We start from the raw sequence: 24,544 nt of genomic DNA on the forward strand, positions 1-24,544 counted from the left end.
ACGGTATATATTACTTTAAAATGTGACTACTGCATGTATAACAACAAACAGATAAATTTTGACAAATGTGCGGATGGTCTGGTGCCGGCCATTGTGCAGGATTCAGCAACCCTGAAGGTTCTGATGCTGGGCTATATGAACCAACAGGCACTGGATAAGACCCTGGAGGAGGGCAGAGTAACCTTTTTCAGCCGGTCCAAACAGCGTCTGTGGACAAAGGGAGAGGAAAGCGGCAATTTTCTGACCCTCCAGGAGATCAGGGTGGATTGCGACAGCGATACTTTGCTGATCAAGGCCATTCCTGCCGGTGTGGTATGCCATACCGGGGCAGATACCTGCTGGGAGGAAGAGAATATCAGCAATGATTTCCTGTCTAAACTGGAAAGCATTATCACAGATAGAAAAAACAATCCTTCAGAGAATTCCTATACATCGAAGCTGTTTGCAAAAGGAATTAACAAGATTGCACAGAAAGTAGGGGAAGAGGCGGTGGAAGTCGTTATAGAAGCTAAAGATGATAATGAGGAGTTGTTCCTGAATGAATCAGCGGACCTGCTTTTCCATTATCTCGTGCTGCTCAATGCGAAAGGATACCAGTTGTCCGACGTATTGGCCGTTCTGAAGAAAAGGCACGACAAATAGCAGTTATTTTTTATATTAGTAGGAATGAAACAACTTGTTATTGGTGCCCTCGCGGTGCTTTTCTCGTGTGCAGCCTTTGCCCAACAGGAGGTCTCCGGTTCTTTGACGGGAGCGGAGGGCAAAAAGCTCTATCTGTACTCAGATGATGATAATAATCCAAAGGATTCAATATCCCTGAAAGGAGATAAATTCTCATTTAAGGTACCTGCAGCCAAAGGGCTGTCTATTTACGCGCTGGTCCTGGAAGGGGTACAGAACCCTCTGCTGTTTGTAACAGGCAAGGAACCAGTGCATTATACGCTGGATGCCCAGCATTTTCCTATAGCTGCAGCCATAAAGGGAAACGAAGAGAGCAAAGCGATGCAGGCATACCAGAAAACCTTCCTGGCCCTGATAGAACGCGCACAGACCCTGAATGCGGAAGCATCAAAAATAGCCCCGGAAGATGAGGCTGCGAAGAACGCTTTTCGTGCAAAGGCATCCCTCTTCAATGAAGATGTAGTGAATGCCGGACGGGATTTTATAAAAGGCCATCCAACGCAGCTGGCTAGTCTATGGGTGTTATTCAATGAGTTACGCAACCGTCTGGAGCCGGATGAATTCGAAAACATCTTCAACTCACTGGGCCAGCCACTGAAAGAATCCAAATATGGATTAGCAGCGGCCAAATACCTGCGTACCGTAAAAGGTGAAACTGAAGGCGGTGGTGTTGCCTCCGACTTTACCCAGGAAGATATCAACGGCAAACCGGTTAAATTGTCCTCTTTCCGGGGAAAATACGTGCTGGTTGATTTCTGGGCCAGCTGGTGTGGTCCATGCCGGGCAGAAAATCCGAACGTGGTAAAGGCTTTTGAGCGTTTTAAGGACAAGAATTTCACCATCCTGGGGGTTTCCCTTGATCAGGATAAAGATCGCTGGATCGGGGCTGTAAAGAAAGATAACCTGCAATGGACCCAGGTGTCTGACCTGAAGGGCTGGAGCAATGAAGTGGCACAGCTATATGGTGTAAATGCCATTCCGGCAAACTTCCTGATAGACCCGAATGGGAACATCATTGCCCGCAACCTGCGTGGCAGGGCATTGGAAGCCAAACTGGAACAGATATTAAAATAATTTACTTACCGGCCTCGTACTTACACGAGGCCGCTTCTTTTATATTCCTTTCCGTCGCCGTTTATCACAAACAGGTTGATTTTCCTGCCGGGATATGTGAATTTCGTTAGTCTTAAATAATCTAAATCAATGAAGTCCGTAATGATGGCCGTGGCGTTTTTTGCGCCTATGGTCCTGTTGGCGCAGGAAAAATGGAAGGGTGAACAATCATTTACGATACAGGGAACTGTCACAGCTTTACAGAAACCGGCAAAGGTGTATCTGAATATCAGGCGTTGTGGTGATAACAAACTGGATAGCACAGAGGTGAAAGATGGCAAATTTTCTTTCTCCGGTGTCCTGGCGGAGGCAACTATTGCCAATTTGTTACTCAAGGTGCAGGAACCGCCTGTCCAGAAAGATAGCCAGGAGGCTCCCGCAGTAGATAAGAACGATGTGCTTACCCTGTTCCTGGATAAGGGAGATATTACCATCACTACAGAAGATTCTATTTGTAAAGCCACCGTAAAGGGATCTGTAGCAAACGATGACTACCACCGCCTGAACGGACAGTTGAAAGATGTGAATACGCGCCTGGATGACCTGGAGCGGCAGTACCGTCAGCTGTATATGGCGGAGGATGAAGAGGGAATGAAAAAGCTGGAGCCCCAGTTCGACGAACTGGCCGCACAGCAGAAGCAGGTGATGCGGGATTTTCTGAAAAATAATAGTAACTCGCCCATAGCGATCTACGTGTTAAATAAATATGCTGATTATGATATTAACCTGGCTGAAATTGAACCCATGTTCAATAAGCTGGGAAAAAATATCCGTAATACACCCGGGGGAAAGGACTTTGCCTCAGGATTGGAAGCCGCTAAGAAAACTGCGGTGGGCCAGCCGGCACTGGACTTTGCCCAGCCGGACGCCGATGGCAGGAATGTAAGCCTGGCTGCTTACAAAGGAAAGTATGTGCTGATTGGCTTCTGGGCCAGCTGGTGTGGTCCCTGCCGTGCGGAAAACCCGAATGTGCTGAAAGCTTACAGCCGCTTCCGGGATAAGGGCTTTGATGTACTATCCGTCTCCCTGGACGATAAACGGGAAAAATGGCTGGCGGCAATACAGGCCGACAATCTTCAGTGGACACAGGTATCGGACCTGAAGGGATGGAAAAATGATGTAGCAGAGAAATACGGTATCAGGGCTATTCCTCAGAACCTGCTGATCGATCCCCGGGGAAATATCATTGCCAAGAATCTGCGGGGCGACGCACTTGAAAAGAAGCTGGAAGAGGTTTTTAAAGTGGAAGTTGCCGGAAAGTAAGGCCTGGCAAAGATGCAGTAGCCCTGCATGACAGTTTTTAAAGTAAGTACATACTAGTATAGATAAGAAAAATAGCTGTGAAAACAGGTGTTTTTCTTTTTTTATTTGGTGTTTTACGAAAAGTTCGTAGATTTACGAAACAATCGTAGATGATCGTTTATTTAAATCAAATGAATATGGAAAAGCTGACGCAGCAGGAAGAAGTAGCAATGTTAGCCATCTGGAAAACAGGGCCGGGCTTTGTAAAGGACTTCCTGGAAGCACATCCCTCTCCTCAGCCGCCGTATACGACGCTGGCATCTACTATCAAGAACCTGGAAAAAAAGGGGTATCTCCAAAGTGAGAAAATGGGAAATGTATACAGGTATACACCCATTATAGCGGAAAGCGAATACAAGCAGAAATTTATGAATGGTTTTGTAAGGGATTATTTTGAAGATTCCTACAAGGCCCTGGTTACCTTCTTTGCCAAGGAGAAGAAGATCACTCCGGAGGAGTTAAAGGAAATCGTTAAGATGATTGAGAAAAACTGATCATTATGCTTATTTACCTGCTCAAGGCCAACGTAGCGCTGATACTGTTTTACCTGGCCTATCATTTTGGATTAAGGCGGCTCACCTTTTATACGCTTAACCGGTTTTTTCTGCTGAGTGGTATTGTCTGCGCGGCTATTTGTCCCCTGATAGACCCTTCATTGTTCATACAGCAGCACCAGCCACTCAATGCTGTGGCGGAGACATATATACCCGACCTGGCGGCTTTACAGACCCACCAGTCAGTTCCCTTTATCAATGTGTTCCTGGAATACATATTCTGGGCAGGAGTAGCAGTGATGAGCGTACGGCTGATGATCCAGCTACTGTCTTTGTGGAAGTTGCACCGGCACACAACGGCCACCTTATTACCTGATGAACAAAGGCTGAGAATAATGGAAAAGCCGGTGAATCCTTTTTCATTCATGCGTAATATTTATATCAATCCTTCCCTGCATAGTCCGGAAGAATTTAATTCCATCATCCGGCATGAACAGGTGCATGTACGGCAGTGGCATACGCTGGATGTATTGCTGGGAGAGCTGAACAAGATCTTTTACTGGTTCAATCCCGGCGCCTGGTTAATGAGCATCGCTATCCGTGAGAATCTCGAATTCATCACCGACAGGAGCATACTGCGGCAGGGAATGGATGCCAAAGTGTATCAATACAGTCTGATAAAAGTAAGTGGGATCCCATATGCGACGGCCATCGCAAACAATTTCAATTTCTCACATTTAAAACAAAGGATTATGATGATGAATAAAAAGAGATCATCCCGCTATCATCTGCTACGTTATGTGGTACTGGGCGCCATTATGGGGATCGCGGTACTGTCGCTGAACTTCACGAGGGCTATTGCCAGGGCCGAAAAGCCGGCAAAAAAACTCGTTGTTGTAACGCTCCCTGAAGATACGGCAAAGCCTGCAGTAGCGCCTGTGCCTTCTGCACCGGTACCACCGCCGCCGCCACCTCCGCCAGCGCCTGTAAAAGGGCAGGCAGCGCCAGGTGTTCCTCCTGTGCCGGCAGCTCCTCCGGCTCCAAGAATTCCGGGTGAAGCTGTTCCTGCAGTTCCTCCGGTACCTCCCGTACCAGCGGCTCCTGCCGCACCGGCAGCACCTGGCAAGGATGTCATTACGATGAGCTCCGAATCCGGCATTCATTTAAGAGGAAGCCAGGCAGCCCCACCGCTGTATTTTGTGGACGGTGCAAATATGGGGCATCAGGCCCCCGAGTGGCTGAGACCTGAAGAGATAGAATCTATTTCTGTCTTTAAAGGCGAACATGCCGTAGAATATGGAGAAGATGGTAAAAATGGAGTGATATTTATTTATACCAAAGGATATAATGGTAGTACAAAGGCAAAAACTGTCACCAGCAGCTTTGTGTATAATACAAGTAGTTCGCCATCTGTTGTCCACACAAGTACATCCACGCTTACGGGGCAGCCGGTGAAGGTAACAACCAACGTTAATACCGATACCAAAACTTCAGTCAACACAAACGTAAATGCAGCTACAACGGTAAATACTAACGCCAAAGTAAATGCAGATACGAAAGTAAATACCACGGGTAAAGTGAGCGTTGATGTTGCAGACAAGCAATCTGAAAATCAATAAAGATTTTATAAACACGGAAGACTGAAAAGTGAAACTGGCGCTGGAATCGCTTATACGCTTAAGCATCTCCGTCCGGTATCCGAACAAAAAGAGGCTGTGTCAAAAAGCTGAAGTGCCCCCAAAAGTGTCTGACTTTTGGGGGCACTTCAACTTTGACACAGCCTCTTTTCATTGCTTATTTATCTTTTACGCACCTGAAGCCAAGATTTTCCAGTCCTGATTCCGGTGACGTTTTCATTCTCGCCGTAACCCTGTAGCCCGAGCAATATTCATCTGTACACATAAAGGAACCTCCCCTGATGGTATGTTTAGGTGTGGAGGGATCTTCCGGGTCGTAACCACTGGCTGGACCTTTAGGATTGTGACTATTGCCCGCCTGCTGATAATAACGGCTGTCGTACCAGTCGGCACACCATTCCCATACATTGCCCGACATGTCGTATAATCCATAGCCGTTAGGTGCAAAGCTTTTTACAGGAGCAAGTCCGGTAAAACCGTCTGTCTTCGTGTTCTGATAGGGAAAATGCCCGTTCCAGGTATTGGCTTTAGTCTTTCCTACGGTGAGCGCTTCTGCCCCCCATGGATAAGGTTGGTCTTTCAGTCCGCCGCGGGCTGCATATTCCCATTCCGCTTCTGTCGGCAGGCGTTTGCCCGCCCACTTTGCAAAAGCCTGTGCATCATCCCAGGAAATATGTACTACCGGCAGATTTGCTTTGCCATCGAGGTTGGTGTCTGGTCCGCCGGGATGTTGCCAACTGGCGCCCAATACGAACGACCACCATTGGGATACATCATTCAGTGGTACAGCATGAGATGGGGGAGCAAACACCAGTGATCCCGGTTGTAACATACTGCTATCCGGTTCAGGAGAGCCCGGCGGGAGTTGCTGCATCAGTTCTTCTTTACTGATAGGTTTCTCGGCTGTAGTAACATATCCTGTAGCCTTTACAAAAGCGGCAAATTCGGCGTTGGTCACTTCATGTTCATCCATCCAGAAACTATCCACCTTTACGGCATGACGTGGCTGTTCATCTTTGCGTGCTTCTGCATCGTCGGCGCCCATGGTGAAGGTTCCACCTGGAATGAGCACCATATGGTTCAGCGAGTCATTTATAACGGTATGATCAGCCTTATTGGCGGCAGCGGCCTGCTGCGGATGATTGCCCTGGCAGGCGTACAGCAGGACGCTTGTACTCAGTGCCCATCCGGTGATGTATTTACTAAACATTTACCTAAGATCGCTATTTTGTATGTTAAATTTCAGGCTCCTTAACAATTAAATAATCAGTTATACAAACAAACTGTTGTAAACTGCATCCTTGTTTTATCTATGGAACAATTTACCGCGCCTTTCAGCCGTCAGGATTTTGGAGAGCACTTCCTATGGGGAGTGGCCATTTCGGCTTTTCAGAATGAAGGGGCCTGTGATGCTGATGGTAAGGGCAGGTCTATCTGGGATGAGTTCTCTTCAAGGAAAGGAAAGATTAAGGATGGCAGTAATGCCCTGACAGCAAATGATTTCTATAACCGTTACCGGGAAGATATCCGTTTGGTGAAGCAACTCGGCTTTGATGTATTCCGCTTTTCCATTGCCTGGCCACGTATACTGCCACAGGGCACAGGCGCAGTTAATCCGGCAGGGATCGCCTTTTATCATCGTGTAATAGACGCCTGCCTGGAAGAAGGGTTGACTCCTTATATCACGCTTTATCACTGGGACCTGCCACATGCCCTTGAACTGAAAGGGGGCTGGTGCCACCGTGGGGTGATCTTTGCATTTGAGGAGTATGTGCGTATATGCATGAAGGAATATGGCGACAAAGTGAAGAACTGGGTGGTGATGAATGAGCCGTTTGGTTTTACCTCCCTGGGATATATGCTGGGGGTACATGCACCGGGGAAATTCGGGGTGTCCTATTTCCTGCCTGCCGTGCATCATGTATTGCTGGCACAGGCGGCCGGGGCAAAGGTGATCAGGGAAACGGTAAAAGGAGCCAATATAGGGACTACCCTGTCCTGTTCTTACATTTACCCGTATTCACAACAGGAGGCCGATATACAGGCTGCCAGAAAGGCTGACGCACTGTTTAACCGGCTGTTCCTCGAGCCGGTGCTCGGAATGGGTTACCCGGTGGATGATTTTCCCCTGCTACGCCGTATTGAAAGGCGCTATGCCCTCTGGCGGGACTGGGATCAGTTATCGTTCGATTTTGATTTTATAGGTGTGCAGAACTATTTCCCCCTGGTGGTGCGTAGAAATGCATTCATGCCGGTGGTAGGTATTTCAGAGGTCAAGCCCAAGGCCCGCAGGGTACCGACAACGGCTTTGGGTTGGGAGATCAGCGGCGAGGGTTTATATGCTATCCTGAAGCAGTATGCAGCTTATGAAGGCATTAAGAAACTAATCGTGACAGAAAGCGGTGCTGCCTTTGCCGATGTGATGAGCGAGGGTAAAGTGGACGACAGGGACCGTGTCAGCTATTTTGAAGAATACCTGTCAGGCGTATTGAAAGCAAAACGGGAAGGCGTACCGGTAGAGGGCTATTTTGCATGGACCCTTACCGATAATTTCGAGTGGGCAGAGGGATACAGGGCCCGTTTCGGCCTGGTACATGTGGACCTTGAAACACAACGCAGAACAATAAAAAGATCAGGATACTGGTTCCGGGAGCTCCTGCATAAGGATCCGGCATCAGCAAAGCGATAATAAAAAGGATGTACGCATAGCAGAGGTGCATCCTGAGAATTGTTTGTAAGACTGCCGGTTTCCCGCAGGTACATAAAAATAAAAAGAGCCTGCATTCCACAGGCTCTTTAATAATTTCACTATCTGCCAGCTCAGATCAATCGTAAGTTCTGCGCAGGAACCAGATATCTCTCAATGAGAAGTGGAACACACCGTTCACGTAAGTCTCTCTGATAAGTCCGCCGCTGGTAGTACCGCGCCGACCTACTTCAACACCGATGTAATACCGGAGCATATTGGATTTGGCCGGGATGGAGATACCTGCAGTACCGGCTACGTCCTTGATCTGGTTATTATTGACGATCAGGTATGATTTGTAATAGGAGAAGCCGGCCTGGACCACAAGGCCTTCCGCCTGTTGATTTCCATATTTACGTTTGAAAGAATATTCGAGACCGGTAGAGTAGCGTTCGGAATTGGTCAGCCTGTATTTAGCGCTTACGATGCGGCTGTCGCTCCACATCTGTTTGCGCATATCGGCCACCCATGTCAGGCTACCGTTGGTTAATGAAATGCCACCACCAAACTGCTCAGGCAATGTATATCTTTCCTTGGCCAGATCGTCTTCGAAGAGCGTTGTTTCCGTCGCGTTCTGTACGATCAGCTTTTTCTCGTAGCTTAATTTTGTTTTGAAACGGTAGGTAGCACCGAGGCCCAGCATCCAGTTCTTGCCCAGCATACCGGAATAGAGGATACCGGTATTGAAGTTGGTGTTAAATGCATAGCGCTGGATCTTGGTAGATACGGTATCTCCGCCAATATTCTCTGTTACGTTGTTAGGACCGAACAGGAAGTTGGTGGATACACCGACAGAGAAATTCTTCGTTAATCTAAACCCATTGGAGATATACGCTTTATAGACGCCACCAGTACCTTCGGTAGTGGTGGTCTGGGGAGACGTATCGATAAATGTGGTTGAGACCAGTTTATAGTCAACGTTGCTGAACTGGCCGAAACCGGCGCTCATGCCCCACCTGTTATTCACTTTGAAACCCATTGCCAGTCGTTTGATGTTAACATCGCCCGCCTGTCTGTTCAGGGAACTGGCATCTTTATAGTTGACGGATTGTGCGCGCAGTGATACGTCGAACATAAAATTCTGACGTGGTATTGCCGAATAGGATGCAGGGTTCAGTTCATTGAGATAAAAATCTGAACGACGTCCGATACCGGTGCTACCTAGTCCAAAGTTGCGGGTATAATCATGTTCCTCCTGGTCGCCGATGGCGTAGGCAGAATAAAGTGAATTGATACCGTGTTGTGCCATAGCTTTTGCGCCCATTAAAAGCATCAGGCCGCATAAGCCGGTCGTATATTGTAATCGCTTCATGTAGTCAATTCTTGATTGCATTATTTATACCGCAGGTAATAAATCTGAACTGTTATCCTGTTTTTCGTGTTCCTGTTGTCGCCCAGAATAGCACGGTCAAAGCTGGTCAGACCGAATGATCTTGGGGGCAGCAACGCCAGCCCTCTTCTTGAATTATCAGTACTATGTAATTGTGCAATGCAATAATTGGTGATATCGTAAGTATAGGCGGTTGTCTCATTATAAATAGGATCGATGACCAGGCTGCCATATTGTACGCCGCCGGTAGTAGGGGAAACGAGCGTGTCTTCTATGACATTGCCGTCTTTTATAACGCCCAGCACCAGGTTCTTTGGAAGAACGTATGGATATTTATAGGTTGCTTTTTCTGGTCTTACGGTCAGTGTTGCCCGCATGATCTTGGAAAACTTGCTCAGCTGGTTAAACGTATGAAGATAAGGGAAGTCAATACGGCCAACGATGTTGGTCAGTGGCTGTACAAATATCCTGTTGTCTGCAGCAGAGGAAGGCAGTAATTTCTTGGTCGGGCTTAATGTTGCCAGCGGAGACCCTGAGGGGCGCTGCACATCAACATGATTGAACTGTAAAGCTGAATTATAAACAGGGAAATCAATGTATGCCTGTACGATCTCACCTGGAGTAGTATGGTAGAAGAGGCGCAGGTTCAGTGAGTCATCCGCTCTGAAAGCGGTGATGACCTGGCTGTTGGCGCCTGGTTTCAGTGCAAGGCCCCTGAAGTACCTGGAGAAATTGAGCTGATTGGTAATGGTTTGTGAGTTTTTATCACAGAGCGTGAAGAATTCTTTTCCCAGTACGTCGTCCAGTCTTATTTTAAATATGGAGTCGCGGTGCGGGCGTATCTTCATTTGCCGGCTACCCAGCGGGGTAGGGTCTGTCGCGAATGAGTTACGGCTATATAAGAAAGTGCTGTTTCCGGCTCTTTTGATCTCTTCCTGCACGCGGTATACTTCCAGGTGCTGGGTCAGGGTCGTATCGCCGTAATATTCTGTTTTAGGATGTACCACTAATATAAGAGAGTCATAAATGGCCCTGTCAGGAATAGCAGTACCGCTAAAGGCTTTCAGCTGCCAGTATGAAGTGGCGGAAATTTTTCCGAAGAAAGGATCATCGGCGGTACCACAAAGGGCTACGCCGAGATTTGAAGTAGGAACAGAATCCAGGTACGCCGTGCTCATGTTCATGGTAATGGTATCTGTTACCAGAAATTCCGTACCACTCTCATCTGTGATATTATCGTATAAAAAACCTTCCTTATCACAGGCGGCGGCGCCAGTGATCAATAATGCACAAACCAGGTATTTAAAGGCCACTTTGGCGCGGATACTTTTATTCATGGAGCGCAATTTTAGACAGGAACCCAACTTCCCGCTGATTTAATATGCGAACAGGCCCTTTTTATCGACGAATACCCTTCGGCACTCTTTGTGCTACTGCTGGGGTAGCAAGGCGCAATACATGGCAAAAAACCAATTGGAAGATAAAAACCCCTGATTTGTCTGTCAAAAAACCCCAAACGTCTATTTCGTGATTGAGCTTAAATAAGTGCGGATAATTTTGGCAGCTATTAAAAAAGTAAAAATAACTTATGCGCTATTTAAAAGTATGTTTTCTGGGATTGGCAGTACTTACATTGGCCTCCTGTTCATCAAGCAATGACACGACCAAGCTGGGTAACTGGGTAAGAAGGGCAGATTACCAGGGAGACGCCAGAAGGGAAGCAGTGAGCTTTGTGATCGGAGATACAGCGTATGTAGGAACTGGTACCAGCGGTGTTGATGGTGGTACCTGGTTAAGTTCTTTTTATAAATATGACCCGGTAAAGGACAACTGGACCCTGGTAGCATCCCTGGCGGATAAGAATGATCCTACAAGGGATCTGTCACGTACAGGCGCAACAGCATTCACCGCTGCCGGCAAAGGATATGTAACAACCGGTAGTAATTCTGACCTGAAAACACTGAAAGATACCTGGGCCTACGATCCTGCTACCAACAGCTGGGAGAACAAGGCTGATTTCCCGGGCGCCAGCCGTTATTACGCGGTAGGTTTTGCTATAAAGAACATTGGTTATGTAGGTACCGGCTATGATGGCGGTAACAACATGAGCGATTTCTATAAATATGATCCGGCTTCCAACTCCTGGTCAACAGCCAACTCTCTGAAAGACAAGAGAAGACAGGCAGTTGCATTCGTAATCGGCGACAGTGCATACGTTGTAACAGGTTCCGGTGCAGGTACAAGCCCAACCCGTATGTATGTATACGATGCAGGTAAAGACCAGTGGAATGAAAAAGCTAAGATCGAAAATGCAACAGACCAGTCTTTCGATGATGACTATACCTCTATCGCCCGTTACGGTGGTGTGGCATTTGTGATCAACAATAAAGGTTATGTTACCACCGGTTCAAGCGCTACTACCTGGGAGTATGATCCGATCAATGACCGTTGGACAGAAAAGACCGCTTTCGACGGAGCAAGCCGTACCTCAGCTGTAGGGTTTACCGTTAAGGGCAGAGGTTTCCTCGGTACCGGTTACTCTTCCGCCACTTACCTGGATGATCTGTTTGAATTCTTACCAGATCAGGAAAATGACACTAATGACTAATAACAAGTCTGTTCTTCGGATATGTATGCCGGCCCTGGCAACAACGCTGTTCTTTGCAGCCTGTCAGCAACCGCCCAAACAAACTGAAGAAAGAACTGAACATACAAAAGAAGCGCCAGCTACCGCAATGCAAGACAGCATTGCGGTAGTTACATTTCAACCCGAAGGGGGAGGATGGGGCTTCAAGATCAACAGAGGCACCCATACTTACATTGAACAACCTTTCATCCCGGTGATCATGGGCAGAACGCCTTTCAAAACGGAGGCAGACGCCCTGAAAGTGGGAGAATTACTTGCGGCTAAGCTCAGGAAAAACCCGGCCGGACTGCCGGACTTAACCAGGCAAGAGCTGCTTGATATGAAAATAGCCGGTGTAGAGTAGCACTAAAAGCTCTCCGGTAGATATATTGCAACTTATATTAATATTGGCCATAGTACTGTATTTGGCCATGGAGATCCTTTATTCCCCATAAATTTTAACATTCCTTTTACTACGCTTAACAAATTTTAACAGCCTCTTTACGGGAATTGAGTGTAAGTTTATCGCGCTTTTGGGCTACATGATAAATTTAAAACAACTCTATAGGAACCGGCTATTCAGCGTAGGACTGCATATTGTAGTTTGGACCTGTTTCCTGTTCTTTCCTTTTTTTATCTACCGGATCAAAATCCAGCATCCCTGGTTCTTTGCCCGGGAAATAGTTGATAACCTCTTCCTCATAGGTTTGTTTTATCTCAATTTTTATGTGCTGATCCCCCGTTTTTTCACATTAAAGAAAATAGTCTATTATCTGTCTTTTGTGGTGTTAACACTGGTGTTCATCATTATGCAACAGGCAGTTACGGAGTATGTTTTCTGGAAAACGTTCGCTTCACAGGAAACCGTCATGACGCCAAACAGGGACAGGGAAGCGGGATTTGCCCCGCCACCTCCTGCATTTGTGCGATACCATTTGCTGGAGGGACGCCTGCGGTCAAAAGAAACATACGGGGAACGGAGTGCTCCGCTTTATGCCGGTGCTACACTGAATGACTCACAGGGGATCAGGAAAATGGAATTTATCAACGCCCGGCGGGAACTGTCTTTCCTCGACTATATCCTTTTCCCGGAAATATTGCGGAAATCGGTTTTTGCAGCACTGCTCATGCTTTTTATGAGTGGTTTTATCAAGATCGCGCAGGAATGGTTTAAGAGTGAACAGCAAAGGGAAGCCCTGAAAGTGGAGAATCTGAACGCAGAATTAAAATTTTTAAAGTCTCAGATTAATCCTCACTTCCTTTTCAACTGTCTAAACACCATCTACTCTCTGGCCCATAAACATTCCGCACAGACAGAACACGCTATTGTCAAGCTGTCTACCATCATGCGGTACATGATCTATGACTCCAATGAGGACAAGGTGCAGTTACAACAGGAGCTGCAATACCTGGAGGACTATATTGATATTCAACGCCTGAGAATGCCGGACGATATTGTGGTGGACTATGCTGTGCAGGGAAATCCGGCAGGATTGAAAATAGAGCCCATGTTGCTGGTGCCGTTTGTTGAAAATGCTTTTAAACATGGGATCAGTTACGCCGAGCCATCATTCATTGCCATTGCACTGGCAATAGAAAGGAACCAGGTGAGGCTGGTAGTCGAAAACAGCCGCTTCAGAAAGCGGGTGGCCGAAAAAGGGGGAATAGGCCTGCAGAATGTGCGTAAACGGTTGGAATTGTTGTATACCGACGACCATGATCTCGAGATCACAGAATCTGAAAACCAATTTATTGTTGATTTAAAAATCGTGTTGAAAAATGATCAGGTGCATAGCGGTGGATGATGAACCACTGGCATTGGAAATAATCACAGACTTCGCCAGGAAGGTTCCTTTCCTGCAGCTGGTGGGTACATTTGAGAATGCGACGGAGGCTTTACGTTTTTTACAGGAAGAGCGGGTAGACCTGCTGTTCCTGGATATTAAGATGCCGGATATCACCGGTATTCAGTTGATGAAATCCCTGAAGTATCCGCCTATGGTGATCTTTACCACCGCATATGGAGAATATGCGCTGGAAGGATTTGATCTTGAAGTGGTGGATTACCTGTTGAAACCAGTGCCTTTTGAACGTTTTCTCCGGGCAGCCACCAAGGCGCTGGAACTGAGAACAATGTCCCAGCAGAAGAACGGGGACAGCAACAACGGGCATGTCAATGATTACATCTTTATCAAGACGGAATACAAGATCATTAAGATCAACCTGGAAGATATTTTATTCATCGAAGCACTGAAAGATTATACGAAAATTTATACACCATTTCAGCCAGTACTTACACTGCGCAGCCTTAAATCTTTTGAAACGCGTTTACCTGCAGATAAATTCATCAGGGTACACCGCTCTTATGTGGTATCGCTGAATAAGATCAATTCTGTAGAGAAAAATACCGTGATGATCGCCAACCAGTCTATTCCTATCAGTGACGGTTATAGGGAGAAGTTCTATGACGTGATCAACCGGAACAGTTAATCAGTCTGCAATATCAATAGCATAAAAAAGAAACGGTAAAAAGCGATCTGCTGTTTACCGTTTTCTTTTTATAACTATTGAAGTAGGGTCGTTTAGACAATCTCTTTCAGTCTTGTGATGACCTCATCTATCTCTTCTTTCGTATTGTCTTTAGCGAAAGAGAAGCGTACGGCGATCCTGTTAGGATCACTGTTGATGGCGCGGATAACATGAGAGCCTGCATCGGCGCCGGATGTACAGGCGCTGCCGCCGGATGCACAGATACCATTGATATCCAGGTTGAACAGCAGCATTTCACTCTTCTCCGTTTTGGGGAAAGACACGTTCAGCACCGTATACAGGCTGCGGCCATAGAGATCGCCGTTATGGCTTACGCCGGGTATATGCTGTTTTAACTGATCCATCATATACATACGGAGATCGTTGATATACTTACTGTGTTCTTCCATATGTTCCGTAGCCAGTTCCAGCGCTTTGGCGAAACCAACAATACCATATACATTCTCTGTGCCGGCGCGCATGTTACGCTCCTGGGCGCCTCCGTGAATGAACGGCGTGATCTTCACATTTTCATTGATGTAAAGAATACCTACTCCTTTCGGGCCATGGAATTTGTGACCGGAGCCATTTATAAAATGCACCGGCGTATTACGAAGGTCAAAAGCATAGTGCCCTACGGTCTGCACCGTATCGGAATGGAAGATGGCGTCAAATTCCTTACAGAGGTTACCTACTGCATGAAGATCCAGCAGGTTACCAATTTCGTTGTTGGCATGCATCAGGCTCACCAGGCAGCGTTCGGGAGAATTGGCCAGCAGTTCGCGCAAATGTGCCATATCCACATGACCATCGGGCAGTAATCTTACATTACTCAGCCTGATCTTGTCTTTCGAATGGGCATGTTCCACGGAATGAAGGGTGGCATGGTGCTCAATTTCAGAAGAAATGATATGCCTGCAGCCCAGGTTGTGAATAGCCGCGTTCACCGCAGTATTGGTACTTTCCGTACCACCCGAGGTAAAAAAGATCTCTCCCGGATGTGCGTTCAGGATCTTTGCTACGGATTTACGTGCATTTTCAATGGCCAGTCTGGTTTCACGGCCATACGAATAGATGGAAGATGGATTTCCAAACTTTTCTGTCAGGTAAGGCAGCATCACATCCAGCACGTCTTTATCCAGCGCCGTGGTGGCTGCATTATCAAAATAAATTCTTTTCAAGGTAGTGGTGGTTTTTGATAAAAAATGCCGTTGGCGGACACAAATGTCTGATTTTTTTGGAAAATAATGCGCAATCTCCAAAAAGACGACCGGCGGATACAAATACATGCATCCGCCGGTTAAAATATTCTAAGTTGCTGGGAATTAGTGCATAAACTCACGGATGTCCTGCATGATGCGCTTGGCGATATTATCTGCCGTGGTCTCATTCTGGCTTTCCGCATAGATACGGATAATAGGTTCCGTATTGGAAGTACGCAAGTGTACCCAATCCCTGTCAAACTCTATTTTCAGACCGTCTTCTACGTTAATGGGCTGATTCCTGTATTTACCCTTGATCTTATCAAAAATGGTAACTACATCCACGCCTTTGTCGAGCTCGATCTTATTTTTGGAAATAAAGTAGTCAGGGTAGCTGTTGCGCAGGGCTTTCAGGTTCTTTTTGCTCTGTGCCACATGGCTGAGGAAGAGGCCTATACCGATCAGTGCATCGCGGCCATAGTGCAGGTCCGGTACAATGATACCACCATTACCTTCGCCACCTATCACTGCATTCACTTCCTTCATTTTTCGTACCACATTCACTTCTCCTACTGCAGAAGGATGGTATTCCCCGCCGTTCTTCAGGGTCACATCTTTCAGTGCCTGTGTGGAAGAAAGATTGGAAACAGTGTTTCCTTTGCGGCTTTTCAAAATATAATCAGCTACTGCCACCAGGGTATATTCTTCACCGAACATGCTGCCGTCTTCACATACGAAGCAGAGGCGGTCAACATCAGGATCTACAGCAATACCCAGGTCTGCGCTGGATTTATTCACTTCATTGCTAAGTGCAGTCAGGTTTTCCGGCAGGGGCTCGGGGTTGTGGCTGAAACGGCCATTTACTTCGTCGAACAGTACTGTCACCTCTTCCACTCCCAAAGCCTTCAGCAGGGCAGGAATAAAAATAGCGCCGGTAGAGTTGACAGCATCCACCACTACTTTGAAGTTGCGCGCCTTGATAGCAGGAACATCTACCAGGGGATAGTTCACCACCATGTCAATGTGTTTCTGCAGGTAGCTGTCATCTTTCCGGTAGGTACCAAGTTTGTTGACATCTGCGAAAGTAAAATCCTCGCGTGCAGCAAGATCGAGTACGATCGCTCCGTCATCGCCTGATATGAATTCGCCATCACTGTTCAGTAGTTTCAGGGCGTTCCATTCTTTGGGATTATGGCTGGCAGTAAGGATGATACCACCTGCGGCCTGTTCTGCCGTTACTGCTACTTCGACAGTAGGAGTAGTAGAAAGGTCCAGGTCAACTACATCCAGGCCCAATCCGTTCAGGGTAGCAACTACGAGTTGTTTCACCATTTCACCTGAAATGCGCCCGTCCCGCCCTATTACTACTTTTCTATTATCGGATTGTTTGATGAGCCATGTGCCGAATGCAGCTGTGAACTTTACAACATCGAGAGGAGAGAGCCCTTCTCCTGGTTTGCCCCCGATAGTTCCGCGAATGCCAGAAATCGATTTGATCAGTGCCACGAATTTCAATTTTTAAAGGAAGGGCAAATATAAAATTACAATCAGCAATAGACAAATGAATTAAATATATAGCACTCCTTTCTATTTAAATATTAATTTAAATAGATGTGTTATACTTTTAATGTGGGCTGTTTATATAGGGCTTAGGAAACTTTGCCCCGTTTTTCATTAATGCCACAGTTTAGCATACTTTTGCATGTCAAATTAATCAACAGCTGCGTTTACATGAAATATTTATGGAAGAGTATACCCCGGTATATTCGATATGTGATTATCCAGGCCTTATTCCTATATCTCTTCATGGTCGTTTTTCGTCTGGTTTTCTTTTTCTTCTTCTTTAAAACCACCATTACGGATAGCGAAGCCATCCTGAAGGCATGGACGCTGGGGTTAAGATTCGATATGCGTCTTGCCCTGATCCTGACTGTTCCCATATTACTGATCGCTTTCATTTTCAGAAATAGCTTTTTTACAAAACCGGCCATTAGAAAGCCGGTTTTTGTCTATCTCTTCCTGGTGTACCTGGTGCTGACCTTTGCCTATGTGCTTGACCTGGGGCATTATGCCTACCTCGGTTTACGCATGGATCCCACTATTACCCGTTTCCTGGCGGCAGGAGAGCGGGCTGACAATGCCAGGATGTTATGGCAGAGCTACCCGGTGGTACGCACCGTACTAGGGATTGGCCTTTTCCTGTTCCTGATCTCTTACCAGTTCATCCGTTCCTACCGCCAGCTGGCAAAAGAACCGGCTGTACTGCTCAATAGCCGGAGGTATAGTGGTTGGCTGTTCTCGATGGTAGCGCTCTTTGCCGCCGGTATTTACGCCAGCATCGCTTACTTTCCGCTTCGCTGGAGCCAGGCGATGTTCACCAGGGATAACGGAGTGACCAGCCTGGCGCTGAACCCGGTATTGTACTATGTTTCCAATATGTCCGGCAAAACGGATACCTACGATGTCAAAAAGACAAAAGAGCTTTATCCTGTAATAGCCCGGTACCTGGGCGTACAGCAGCCCGATGCGGAGAAGCTGAACTTCGTGCGTGATATTCCCGGCGCAGACAGAAAGAAAATGAACGTGGTGCTGGTCATGCTGGAATCGACCGGGGCGGCAATCACCAGCATGTACAATAACCCGATGCAACCCACGCCTAATATGAAAAGGCTGGCCGACAGCGGGATCCTTTTCCGTAATTTCTATGTACCGGCTGTCAGCACTGCCAGAACGGTGTATGGTGTGACTACAGGGCTGCCCGATATCAGTTTAACCAAAACCGCTTCCCGTCATCCGAAGATGATCGACCAGCGGGTGGTGCTGGACCAGTTCAAAGGATATGAGAAATACTACCTGCTGGGAGGAAATACCAACTGGGCCAATATCAGGGCGGTATTTACGAATAATGTGGATGGTGTGAAGATCTTTGAAGAAGGGTATTATAAAGCGCCTAAAGCAGACGTTTGGGGCGTCTCTGATTATGACCTGATCACGGAGGCCGACGAAATATTCAGGGACGCAGGAAAAAGAAAACAGCCCTTTGTGGCTTTCCTGCAGCTGGCGGACAATCACCCTCCCTACACGACTACAACGGGAGCGGGCGATTTTAAGAAAGTAACAGAGAAAGAGATCGATAAAGAGCAATTTAAAAAATCAGGATTTGTTTCCATAGATCAGTTCAACGCTATCCGTTATGAGGATTATAATGTGGCACACCTCATAGACCTGGCGAAAAAGGGTGGATACCTGGACAATACCATCTTTATTATGTTTGGTGACCATAACTGTACCCTGAATCCTTATCATTTTATGCCCACCCCCGAGTACGAACTGGTCAGCGGCTCAGTACATTCCACCTGCTTTATTTATGCCCCTGCGTTAATTAAGCCGGGCGTGATCAACTATGCGGTCAGCCTTGTGGATATCTATCCCACAATGGCGAAACTGGTAGGCATGCCGGTGAAGAACTATACGCTGGGACGGGATATGCTGGATTCTACGCTGGCATACAGGTATGCTTTTGCTTCCTATGCCAAGAACCTCCAGGGTTATATATCCATGATAGGGGAACGCTATATGTATGAGATCAATACGAAGACCCAGGATGCTTATCTGTACGACATGCAGGGAGATCCTTTGAAAAATGTAAGGGCGCAATATCCCGATACGGCAAAGGCACTCGATAATTTAACGCGGGCATTTTACGAAAGCACCCGATATTTGATGTTTAACAATAAAAAATAGAGCTTTGGGGCGTTCATCTGATCATGGAAGTTTTTAATGATTTAGCAGTGGAAATACAAAAACAATGGTTTAAAGATTGGTTCAATTCTCCTTACTATCACCTGTTGTACAATAACAGGGATAATGCAGAAGCGGCAACTTTTATAGACAAGCTGTTGAACTACCTGCGTCCGGCTGCTAATGCCACCATGCTGGATGTAGCATGTGGTACCGGCCGTCATTCCAGCTACCTGGCCTCAAAAGGATATACTGTTACAGGTATTGACCTTTCCATCCGCAGCATTAACATTGCCAAAAAGCTGGAAAATGACCATCTCAGCTTTTATCAGCATGACATGCGACTGCCTTTCAGGGTGAACTATTTTGATCTTGTATTTAACTTTTTTACCAGCTTTGGATATTTTGATACGGAAAGGGAAAATGAGAATGCCCTGCGTACCATGCGGAATGCCCTGAAGCCGGGAGGATGCCTGGTACTCGACTATCTGAACAGTCCTTATGTTAAGGCCAACCTGGTGCCATTTGAGGTGAAAGAAAAAGGAGAGGTGGTGTTCGATATTGTCAGGGAGGTAAATGACGGAAAGTTTCAGAAACAGATCAATATCCTGGACCGTTCCCGTTTATACCGGACAACATTTACCGAGAATGTCAGTGCCTTTACCCTTCAGGATTTTGAGGAAATGTTCGCTCACCAGGGTTTGCAAATAACAGATATCTTTGGAGACTATCATTTCAATACTTACGATGAACAGCATTCGCCAAGACTGATCATTATTGCTACAAAACATTAGCCATGCTGGAAAGACTGCTTAGACTGGACTACAAACTCTTTTTCTATATCAATAACGTGTGGCGGAATGCTGTGCTGGATGCTATTGTGCCCTGGTTAAGGGAGCCATATGTATGGGCGCCGCTGTACCTTTTCCTGGTATTGTTTGTGACGATCAATTACGGTTGGAAAGGTTTCTGGTGGATCGTTTTTTTCCTGGTTTCTTTTGGTCTGGCTGACCAGGCCAGCTTACACATCAAGGAGGCGGTAGGGAGGATAAGGCCATGCCGGGACCCGCTGATGCAGCATTTTGTAAGGGTATTGGTGGTATATTGCCCCGGTAGCGGTAGTTTTACCTCTTCCCATGCAGCCAATCATTTTGCGCTAAGCACTTTTTGTTTCCTCACTTTCAGGCATATTTCAAAACTGTATGCCTCTCTGTTTTTTGTCTGGGCGCTGCTGATCTGTTATGCACAGGTATATGTAGGCGTTCATTACCCGCTGGATGTGATCGGAGGTGCTGTACTGGGTATCATGATAGGTACCCTGAGTGGCGGATTCTTTCAACGGCGTATCAGACTGGAACCTGAATTAACAACATGAACTGGATCTTTCTTTTAATTATTTTACTGGCCACATTAGGCGGTGGTTTAATTCCCATGACGGTAAGAAGGGTAACCCCCAACTTCCCGATCTACATGCTGGCATTTACCGGCGCCTGCCTGTTTGGAGTCACTATCATGCACCTGTTGCCTGAAGTGTATCATGAACTGGGACATCAGGCAGGTATCTATATCGTATTGGGTTTTTTCCTGCAGGTGGCCCTGCAGGCATTGTCGCACGGAACGGAACACGGGCATACCCATGTGCCGAAAGATGGTCATCACCACGTACAGATCTTTCCACTGCTGCTGGGATTGTCCATTCATGCTTTTATGGAGGGTATTCCCCTGGGTTTTCATTTTGAGGACCGCGCGGCCCTGGCCTCACTGGTTATAGGGGTAGCTGCGCATAAGCTGCCCGAGGCATTTACACTGATCACCGTCATGATGCACGCCCATCAACAGGGAGGGCGGTTATGGCGTATCCTGATCATTTTTTCACTGGTTACGCCTGTTGCAGCGCTGCTGGCATCTGTTCTGGGGCAACAATCTGCGTATATATCCAATATTACTGCTTACATCGTAGCATTGGTGATAGGTGCATTCCTGCATATTTCTACCACCATTTTCTATGAAAGCGGTACCAAACACCATGAATTGAGCTATCGTAAAGTAATTGCCATAGCGGCAGGGTTGCTTTTAGCATTTCTTACCTTAATATTTGAATAATTCTTTATTTTTAGCCTTTTAAACATGGAAGTCGTCGTCATTATCCTCATCCTTATTTTGCTAAATGGCTTATTCTCAATGTCAGAGGTCGCCATGGAATATGCACGTAAAGCAAGGCTGGAATATCTGGCCAATAAAGGGGATGAAAAGGCAAAAGCTGCGCTTAAACTGGCCAGCAATCCGGACAGGTTTCTCTCCACTGTCCAGGTGGGAATCACACTTATCAGCATTTTAATAGGTATATTATCAGGTATCAGCCTCAAACCACGCCTGGTTGAATATATTTCGGGTTATCCACAGTTAAGTTCTTATGCCGATGGTATTGCCATTACCGTTATTGTGGTGGTGGTAACCTATTTTACACTGGTACTGGGCGAACTGGTGCCCAAGCGCCTGGGCATTTTACGCCCGGAAGCTATTGCCAGGCAAACGGCAGCCCCGATGAAATGGGTGTCTATGGTCACCTATCCATTCATATGGCTGCTGACCATATTCACCAACATGCTGGTGAATATCTTCAATCTGAAGCCAAGCACCGACAACAATGTGACGGAAGAAGAGATCAAAGCGCTGATCAATGAGGGCACCACCGCAGGCGCCATCGAGGAGACCGAGCAGGAGATCATAGAAAGGGTGTTTCACCTGGGAGACCGTAATATTACCTCCCTCATGACGCACCGTACCGATATCGTATACCTGGATATCAATGATCCTAAAGCAGTTATCCGCAGTAAGATCCTGGACAGTCCGCACTCCGTGTACCCTGTATGTGACGACGTAATTGACAATATCCAGGGTATTATCACCATCAAGGACCTTTATACAGCAGCAGCAGATACGGGCCATGAGCTGGCGCGTATCATGAAAAAGCCCCTGTTTGTACCGGAGAACAACTCTGCTTACCAGGTACTGGAAAAATTCAAGGAAACACAGAGCCATGCTGCGTTTATTGTAGACGAATATGGAACTTTCCTGGGTATGATCACCCTGAATGATATACTGGAAGCCATTGTAGGAGACATGCCGGAAACCGGGCAGGACGACGATTACGAAATAGTACGCCGCGAAGATGGTTCCTACCTGGTAGATGGACAGATCCCATTCTATGACTTTCTTGCCCGGTTTGACAAGGAAGACTGGATGGCAGAGTTTGAGCAGGAATTTGATACGATGGCTGGTTTTATCCTGCACCACCAGGAACATATCCCCAAGATTGGAGAAAAATTTGAGTGGAGGGGCTTCACTTTTGAAATTGTTGATATGGACGCCCACCGTATAGATAAGGTACTGGTGGAAGCGCCTGCGGATGCCGTGGAAGAAGGATAATCTGATTAAGGGGAGGGACTGGTCTGATTACGAATTGTAAATGGCAGATACGTATGATTATCATACAGATAAATTACGTAGTTCTCCATTTGTGATTCGTAATTGTTTTTTGCTAATTTTGAGCACTTTTTTACATAATCAAATAATTTAATTTAAAATAATGGTTGTTTTAGGGAGTAAGGTGCTTTCACTGGAAGAAGTGTACCGCGTGTTATTTAACGGGGAGGAGTTGAGCCTGGAGGAAGCCGCTTTACAGGAAGTAACGCACAACTTTGAGTTTTTAAAGAAATTTGCCGCCAAGAAGCTCATTTATGGTATCAATACCGGCTTCGGCCCCATGGCGCAATATCGCATCAGCGAAAGCGATACTCATCAGTTACAGTACAATCTTATCCGCAGCCATAGCTCAGGAGCTGGCAAATATATGCCGCCCCTGTTAACTAAAGGTCTCATGATAGCGCGCCTCAGCAGCTTCATGCAGGCTCATTCCGGTGTACATCCGGAAGTGGTGACCCTGCTCAGGGACCTGATCAATAAGAACGTTTATCCATGTATATATGAGCACGGTGGCGTAGGCGCCAGCGGCGACCTCGTACAGCTGGCCCATCTGGCCCTGGTACTGATCGGTGAGGGAGAGGTAGTGTATGAGGGAGAACTACGTTCTACGGCAGAGGTATTTAACCAGTTAGGTATCAAGCCTATCGGCATACACATCCGTGAGGGACTGGCAGTGATCAATGGTACTTCTGCCATGACAGGTATCGGCCTGGTAAATATCATAGAGGCTAAGAAACTGCTGGGTTGGAGCTGTATCCTGTCGGCCATGATCAATGAAGTAGTGGAAGCCTTTGACGACCATCTTTCCAAAGAACTGAATGCCGTAAAGCGTCATGAAGGCCAGAACAAGGTAGCGGCCGCTATGCGCAACATCCTGAAAGATAGTAAGATGATCAGGCACCGTCCTGACCATTTCTATAAAGAACTGGAAGAGGAAATCTTTAAAGACAAGGTGCAGGAATATTATTCCCTGCGTTGTGTACCACAGGTATTAGGTCCTATCTACGATACCCTGGTAGCAGCTGAAAAGATCGTAGTACAGGAGCTGAACTCCGTGAGTGACAACCCGGTAGTGGACCATCACCAGGAGAACGTGTTCCATGGTGGTAACTTCCACGGGGATTATATCTCCCTCGAAATGGACAAGGTGAAGATCGCGATCACCAAACTGTCTATGCTGTCTGAAAGGCAACTGAACTACCTGATGAATGAAAAGCTGAACCACAAGTTCCCGCCGTTCATGAACCTGGGCAAACTGGGACTGAACTTCGGTATGCAGGGTATTCAGTTTACTGCTACATCAACAGTGGCGGAAAACCAGACATTGTCTTTCCCCATGTATGTGCACAGCATTCCCAACAATAACGACAACCAGGATATTGTGAGCATGGGATGTAACGCGGCGCTGATGACCAACCGTGTTATTGAGAATGCATACGAGGTACTGGCCATCCAGGTAATGACGATGTTACAGGCGGTTGATTACCTGAACTGTCACGAGAAACTGTCATCCTTCTCACACCGCATTTACAGTGAAGTAAGGGCAATTTTTCCTAAATTTATTGAGGACAGTCCTAAGTATAAAGACGCTAAAAAGATCAAGGAATACCTGTTACAGCATGATCCTGAAATAGCATGGTAACCTCTAAAACAATTA

Annotated in this window: 21 protein-coding genes; 16 read left to right on the top strand and 5 right to left on the bottom strand. The window is 46.7% G+C overall.

Annotated elements, in window-relative coordinates; translation table 11 throughout:
• Positions 1-33: 33 nt before the first annotated feature.
• The 5 genes from hisIE (at position 34) to MYF79_RS09140 (ending at position 5,209) form a co-directional block, all read left to right on the top strand.
• Positions 34-642, top strand: coding sequence for a bifunctional phosphoribosyl-AMP cyclohydrolase/phosphoribosyl-ATP diphosphatase HisIE (hisIE, locus tag MYF79_RS09120; RefSeq protein ID WP_247813518.1), 609 nt, complete (start codon positions 34-36; stop codon positions 640-642).
• A gap of 24 nt (positions 643-666) precedes the next feature.
• Complete coding sequence (locus MYF79_RS09125; protein WP_247813520.1) at positions 667-1,755, top strand: TlpA disulfide reductase family protein; 1,089 nt, start codon at positions 667-669, stop codon at positions 1,753-1,755.
• Between the two features lie 129 nt (positions 1,756-1,884).
• Positions 1,885-3,057, top strand: coding sequence for a TlpA disulfide reductase family protein (locus MYF79_RS09130; protein ID WP_247813521.1), 1,173 nt, complete (start codon positions 1,885-1,887; stop codon positions 3,055-3,057).
• A gap of 176 nt (positions 3,058-3,233) precedes the next feature.
• Positions 3,234-3,590: a BlaI/MecI/CopY family transcriptional regulator gene (locus tag MYF79_RS09135; protein ID WP_247813522.1), complete on the top strand. Its 357-nt coding sequence runs from the start codon at positions 3,234-3,236 to the stop codon at positions 3,588-3,590.
• Positions 3,591-3,595: 5 nt separating this feature from the next.
• Positions 3,596-5,209 carry a M56 family metallopeptidase gene (locus tag MYF79_RS09140; RefSeq protein WP_247813523.1) on the top strand — a complete coding sequence of 538 codons (1,614 nt, stop codon included), beginning with the start codon at positions 3,596-3,598 and terminating at the stop codon, positions 5,207-5,209.
• Positions 5,210-5,384: 175 nt separating this feature from the next.
• On the opposite strand, the gene MYF79_RS09145 is transcribed toward MYF79_RS09140, so the two are convergent.
• Positions 5,385-6,437 (bottom strand): formylglycine-generating enzyme family protein, encoded by a 1,053-nt coding sequence (locus tag MYF79_RS09145; protein WP_247813524.1) that lies wholly within the window; start codon positions 6,435-6,437, stop codon positions 5,385-5,387.
• A gap of 102 nt (positions 6,438-6,539) precedes the next feature.
• Between MYF79_RS09145 and MYF79_RS09150 the strand changes: the two genes are divergently transcribed.
• Entirely contained in the window at positions 6,540-7,916 is a 1,377-nt protein-coding gene (locus MYF79_RS09150; protein ID WP_247813525.1) for a GH1 family beta-glucosidase, read from the top strand.
• 136 nt (positions 7,917-8,052) lie between these two features.
• On the opposite strand, the gene MYF79_RS09155 is transcribed toward MYF79_RS09150, so the two are convergent.
• Together MYF79_RS09155 and MYF79_RS09160 are read right to left on the bottom strand one after the other, a co-directional pair.
• Positions 8,053-9,285 (bottom strand): hypothetical protein, encoded by a 1,233-nt coding sequence (locus tag MYF79_RS09155; protein ID WP_247813527.1) that lies wholly within the window; start codon positions 9,283-9,285, stop codon positions 8,053-8,055.
• Positions 9,286-9,305: 20 nt separating this feature from the next.
• A complete protein-coding gene (locus MYF79_RS09160) occupies positions 9,306-10,640 on the bottom strand; it encodes a DUF4270 family protein (RefSeq protein ID WP_247813528.1) in 1,335 nt (444 codons plus the stop codon).
• A 251-nt stretch (positions 10,641-10,891) separates the two neighbouring features.
• Here MYF79_RS09160 and MYF79_RS09165 point away from each other — a divergent pair, with 251 nt between their 5' ends.
• The 4 genes from MYF79_RS09165 to MYF79_RS09180 all read left to right on the top strand — a co-directional run bounded on the left by MYF79_RS09165 (position 10,892) and on the right by MYF79_RS09180 (position 14,419).
• Positions 10,892-11,911 (top strand): Kelch repeat-containing protein, encoded by a 1,020-nt coding sequence (locus MYF79_RS09165; RefSeq protein ID WP_247813529.1) that lies wholly within the window; start codon positions 10,892-10,894, stop codon positions 11,909-11,911.
• Entirely contained in the window at positions 11,904-12,293 is a 390-nt protein-coding gene (locus MYF79_RS09170) for a DUF4907 domain-containing protein (RefSeq protein WP_247813530.1), read from the top strand. Before MYF79_RS09165 ends, MYF79_RS09170 begins: the two co-directional genes overlap by 8 nt.
• 178 nt (positions 12,294-12,471) lie before the next feature.
• A complete protein-coding gene (locus MYF79_RS09175) occupies positions 12,472-13,734 on the top strand; it encodes a sensor histidine kinase (protein ID WP_247813531.1) in 1,263 nt (420 codons plus the stop codon).
• Entirely contained in the window at positions 13,709-14,419 is a 711-nt protein-coding gene (locus MYF79_RS09180) for a LytR/AlgR family response regulator transcription factor (RefSeq protein WP_199657593.1), read from the top strand. Before MYF79_RS09175 ends, MYF79_RS09180 begins: the two co-directional genes overlap by 26 nt.
• A 92-nt stretch (positions 14,420-14,511) precedes the next feature.
• On the opposite strand, the gene MYF79_RS09185 is transcribed toward MYF79_RS09180, so the two are convergent.
• Both MYF79_RS09185 and glmM read right to left on the bottom strand, forming a co-directional pair.
• Positions 14,512-15,639, bottom strand: a complete 1,128-nt coding sequence (locus tag MYF79_RS09185) for a cysteine desulfurase family protein (RefSeq protein WP_247813533.1) — start codon at positions 15,637-15,639, stop codon at positions 14,512-14,514.
• A 144-nt stretch (positions 15,640-15,783) separates the two neighbouring features.
• Positions 15,784-17,166 carry a phosphoglucosamine mutase gene (glmM, locus tag MYF79_RS09190; RefSeq protein WP_247813535.1) on the bottom strand — a complete coding sequence of 461 codons (1,383 nt, stop codon included), beginning with the start codon at positions 17,164-17,166 and terminating at the stop codon, positions 15,784-15,786.
• Between the two features lie 300 nt (positions 17,167-17,466).
• On the opposite strand from glmM, the gene MYF79_RS09195 reads away from it, so the two are divergent.
• The 6 genes from MYF79_RS09195 (at position 17,467) to hutH (ending at position 24,529) form a co-directional block, all read left to right on the top strand.
• Entirely contained in the window at positions 17,467-19,404 is a 1,938-nt protein-coding gene (locus MYF79_RS09195; protein WP_247813537.1) for an LTA synthase family protein, read from the top strand.
• A 47-nt stretch (positions 19,405-19,451) separates the two neighbouring features.
• Entirely contained in the window at positions 19,452-20,195 is a 744-nt protein-coding gene (locus tag MYF79_RS09200; RefSeq protein ID WP_247813539.1) for a class I SAM-dependent methyltransferase, read from the top strand.
• Between the two features lie 2 nt (positions 20,196-20,197).
• Positions 20,198-20,776: a phosphatase PAP2 family protein gene (locus tag MYF79_RS09205; protein ID WP_247813540.1), complete on the top strand. Its 579-nt coding sequence runs from the start codon at positions 20,198-20,200 to the stop codon at positions 20,774-20,776.
• The gene (locus MYF79_RS09210; protein WP_247813541.1) at positions 20,773-21,504 is read left to right on the top strand and encodes a ZIP family metal transporter; all 732 of its coding nucleotides are present in this window, start codon (positions 20,773-20,775) and stop codon (positions 21,502-21,504) included. Before MYF79_RS09205 ends, MYF79_RS09210 begins: the two co-directional genes overlap by 4 nt.
• A gap of 78 nt (positions 21,505-21,582) precedes the next feature.
• On the top strand, positions 21,583-22,830 hold the full coding sequence (locus tag MYF79_RS09215) for a hemolysin family protein (protein ID WP_247813542.1): 1,248 nt from the start codon (positions 21,583-21,585) through the stop codon (positions 22,828-22,830).
• A gap of 160 nt (positions 22,831-22,990) precedes the next feature.
• Positions 22,991-24,529 (top strand): histidine ammonia-lyase, encoded by a 1,539-nt coding sequence (hutH, locus tag MYF79_RS09220; RefSeq protein WP_247813544.1) that lies wholly within the window; start codon positions 22,991-22,993, stop codon positions 24,527-24,529.
• Positions 24,530-24,544 lie beyond the last annotated feature (15 nt).

Source organism: Chitinophaga filiformis (genome assembly GCF_023100805.1).
GTDB lineage: Bacteria > Bacteroidota > Bacteroidia > Chitinophagales > Chitinophagaceae > Chitinophaga > Chitinophaga filiformis_B.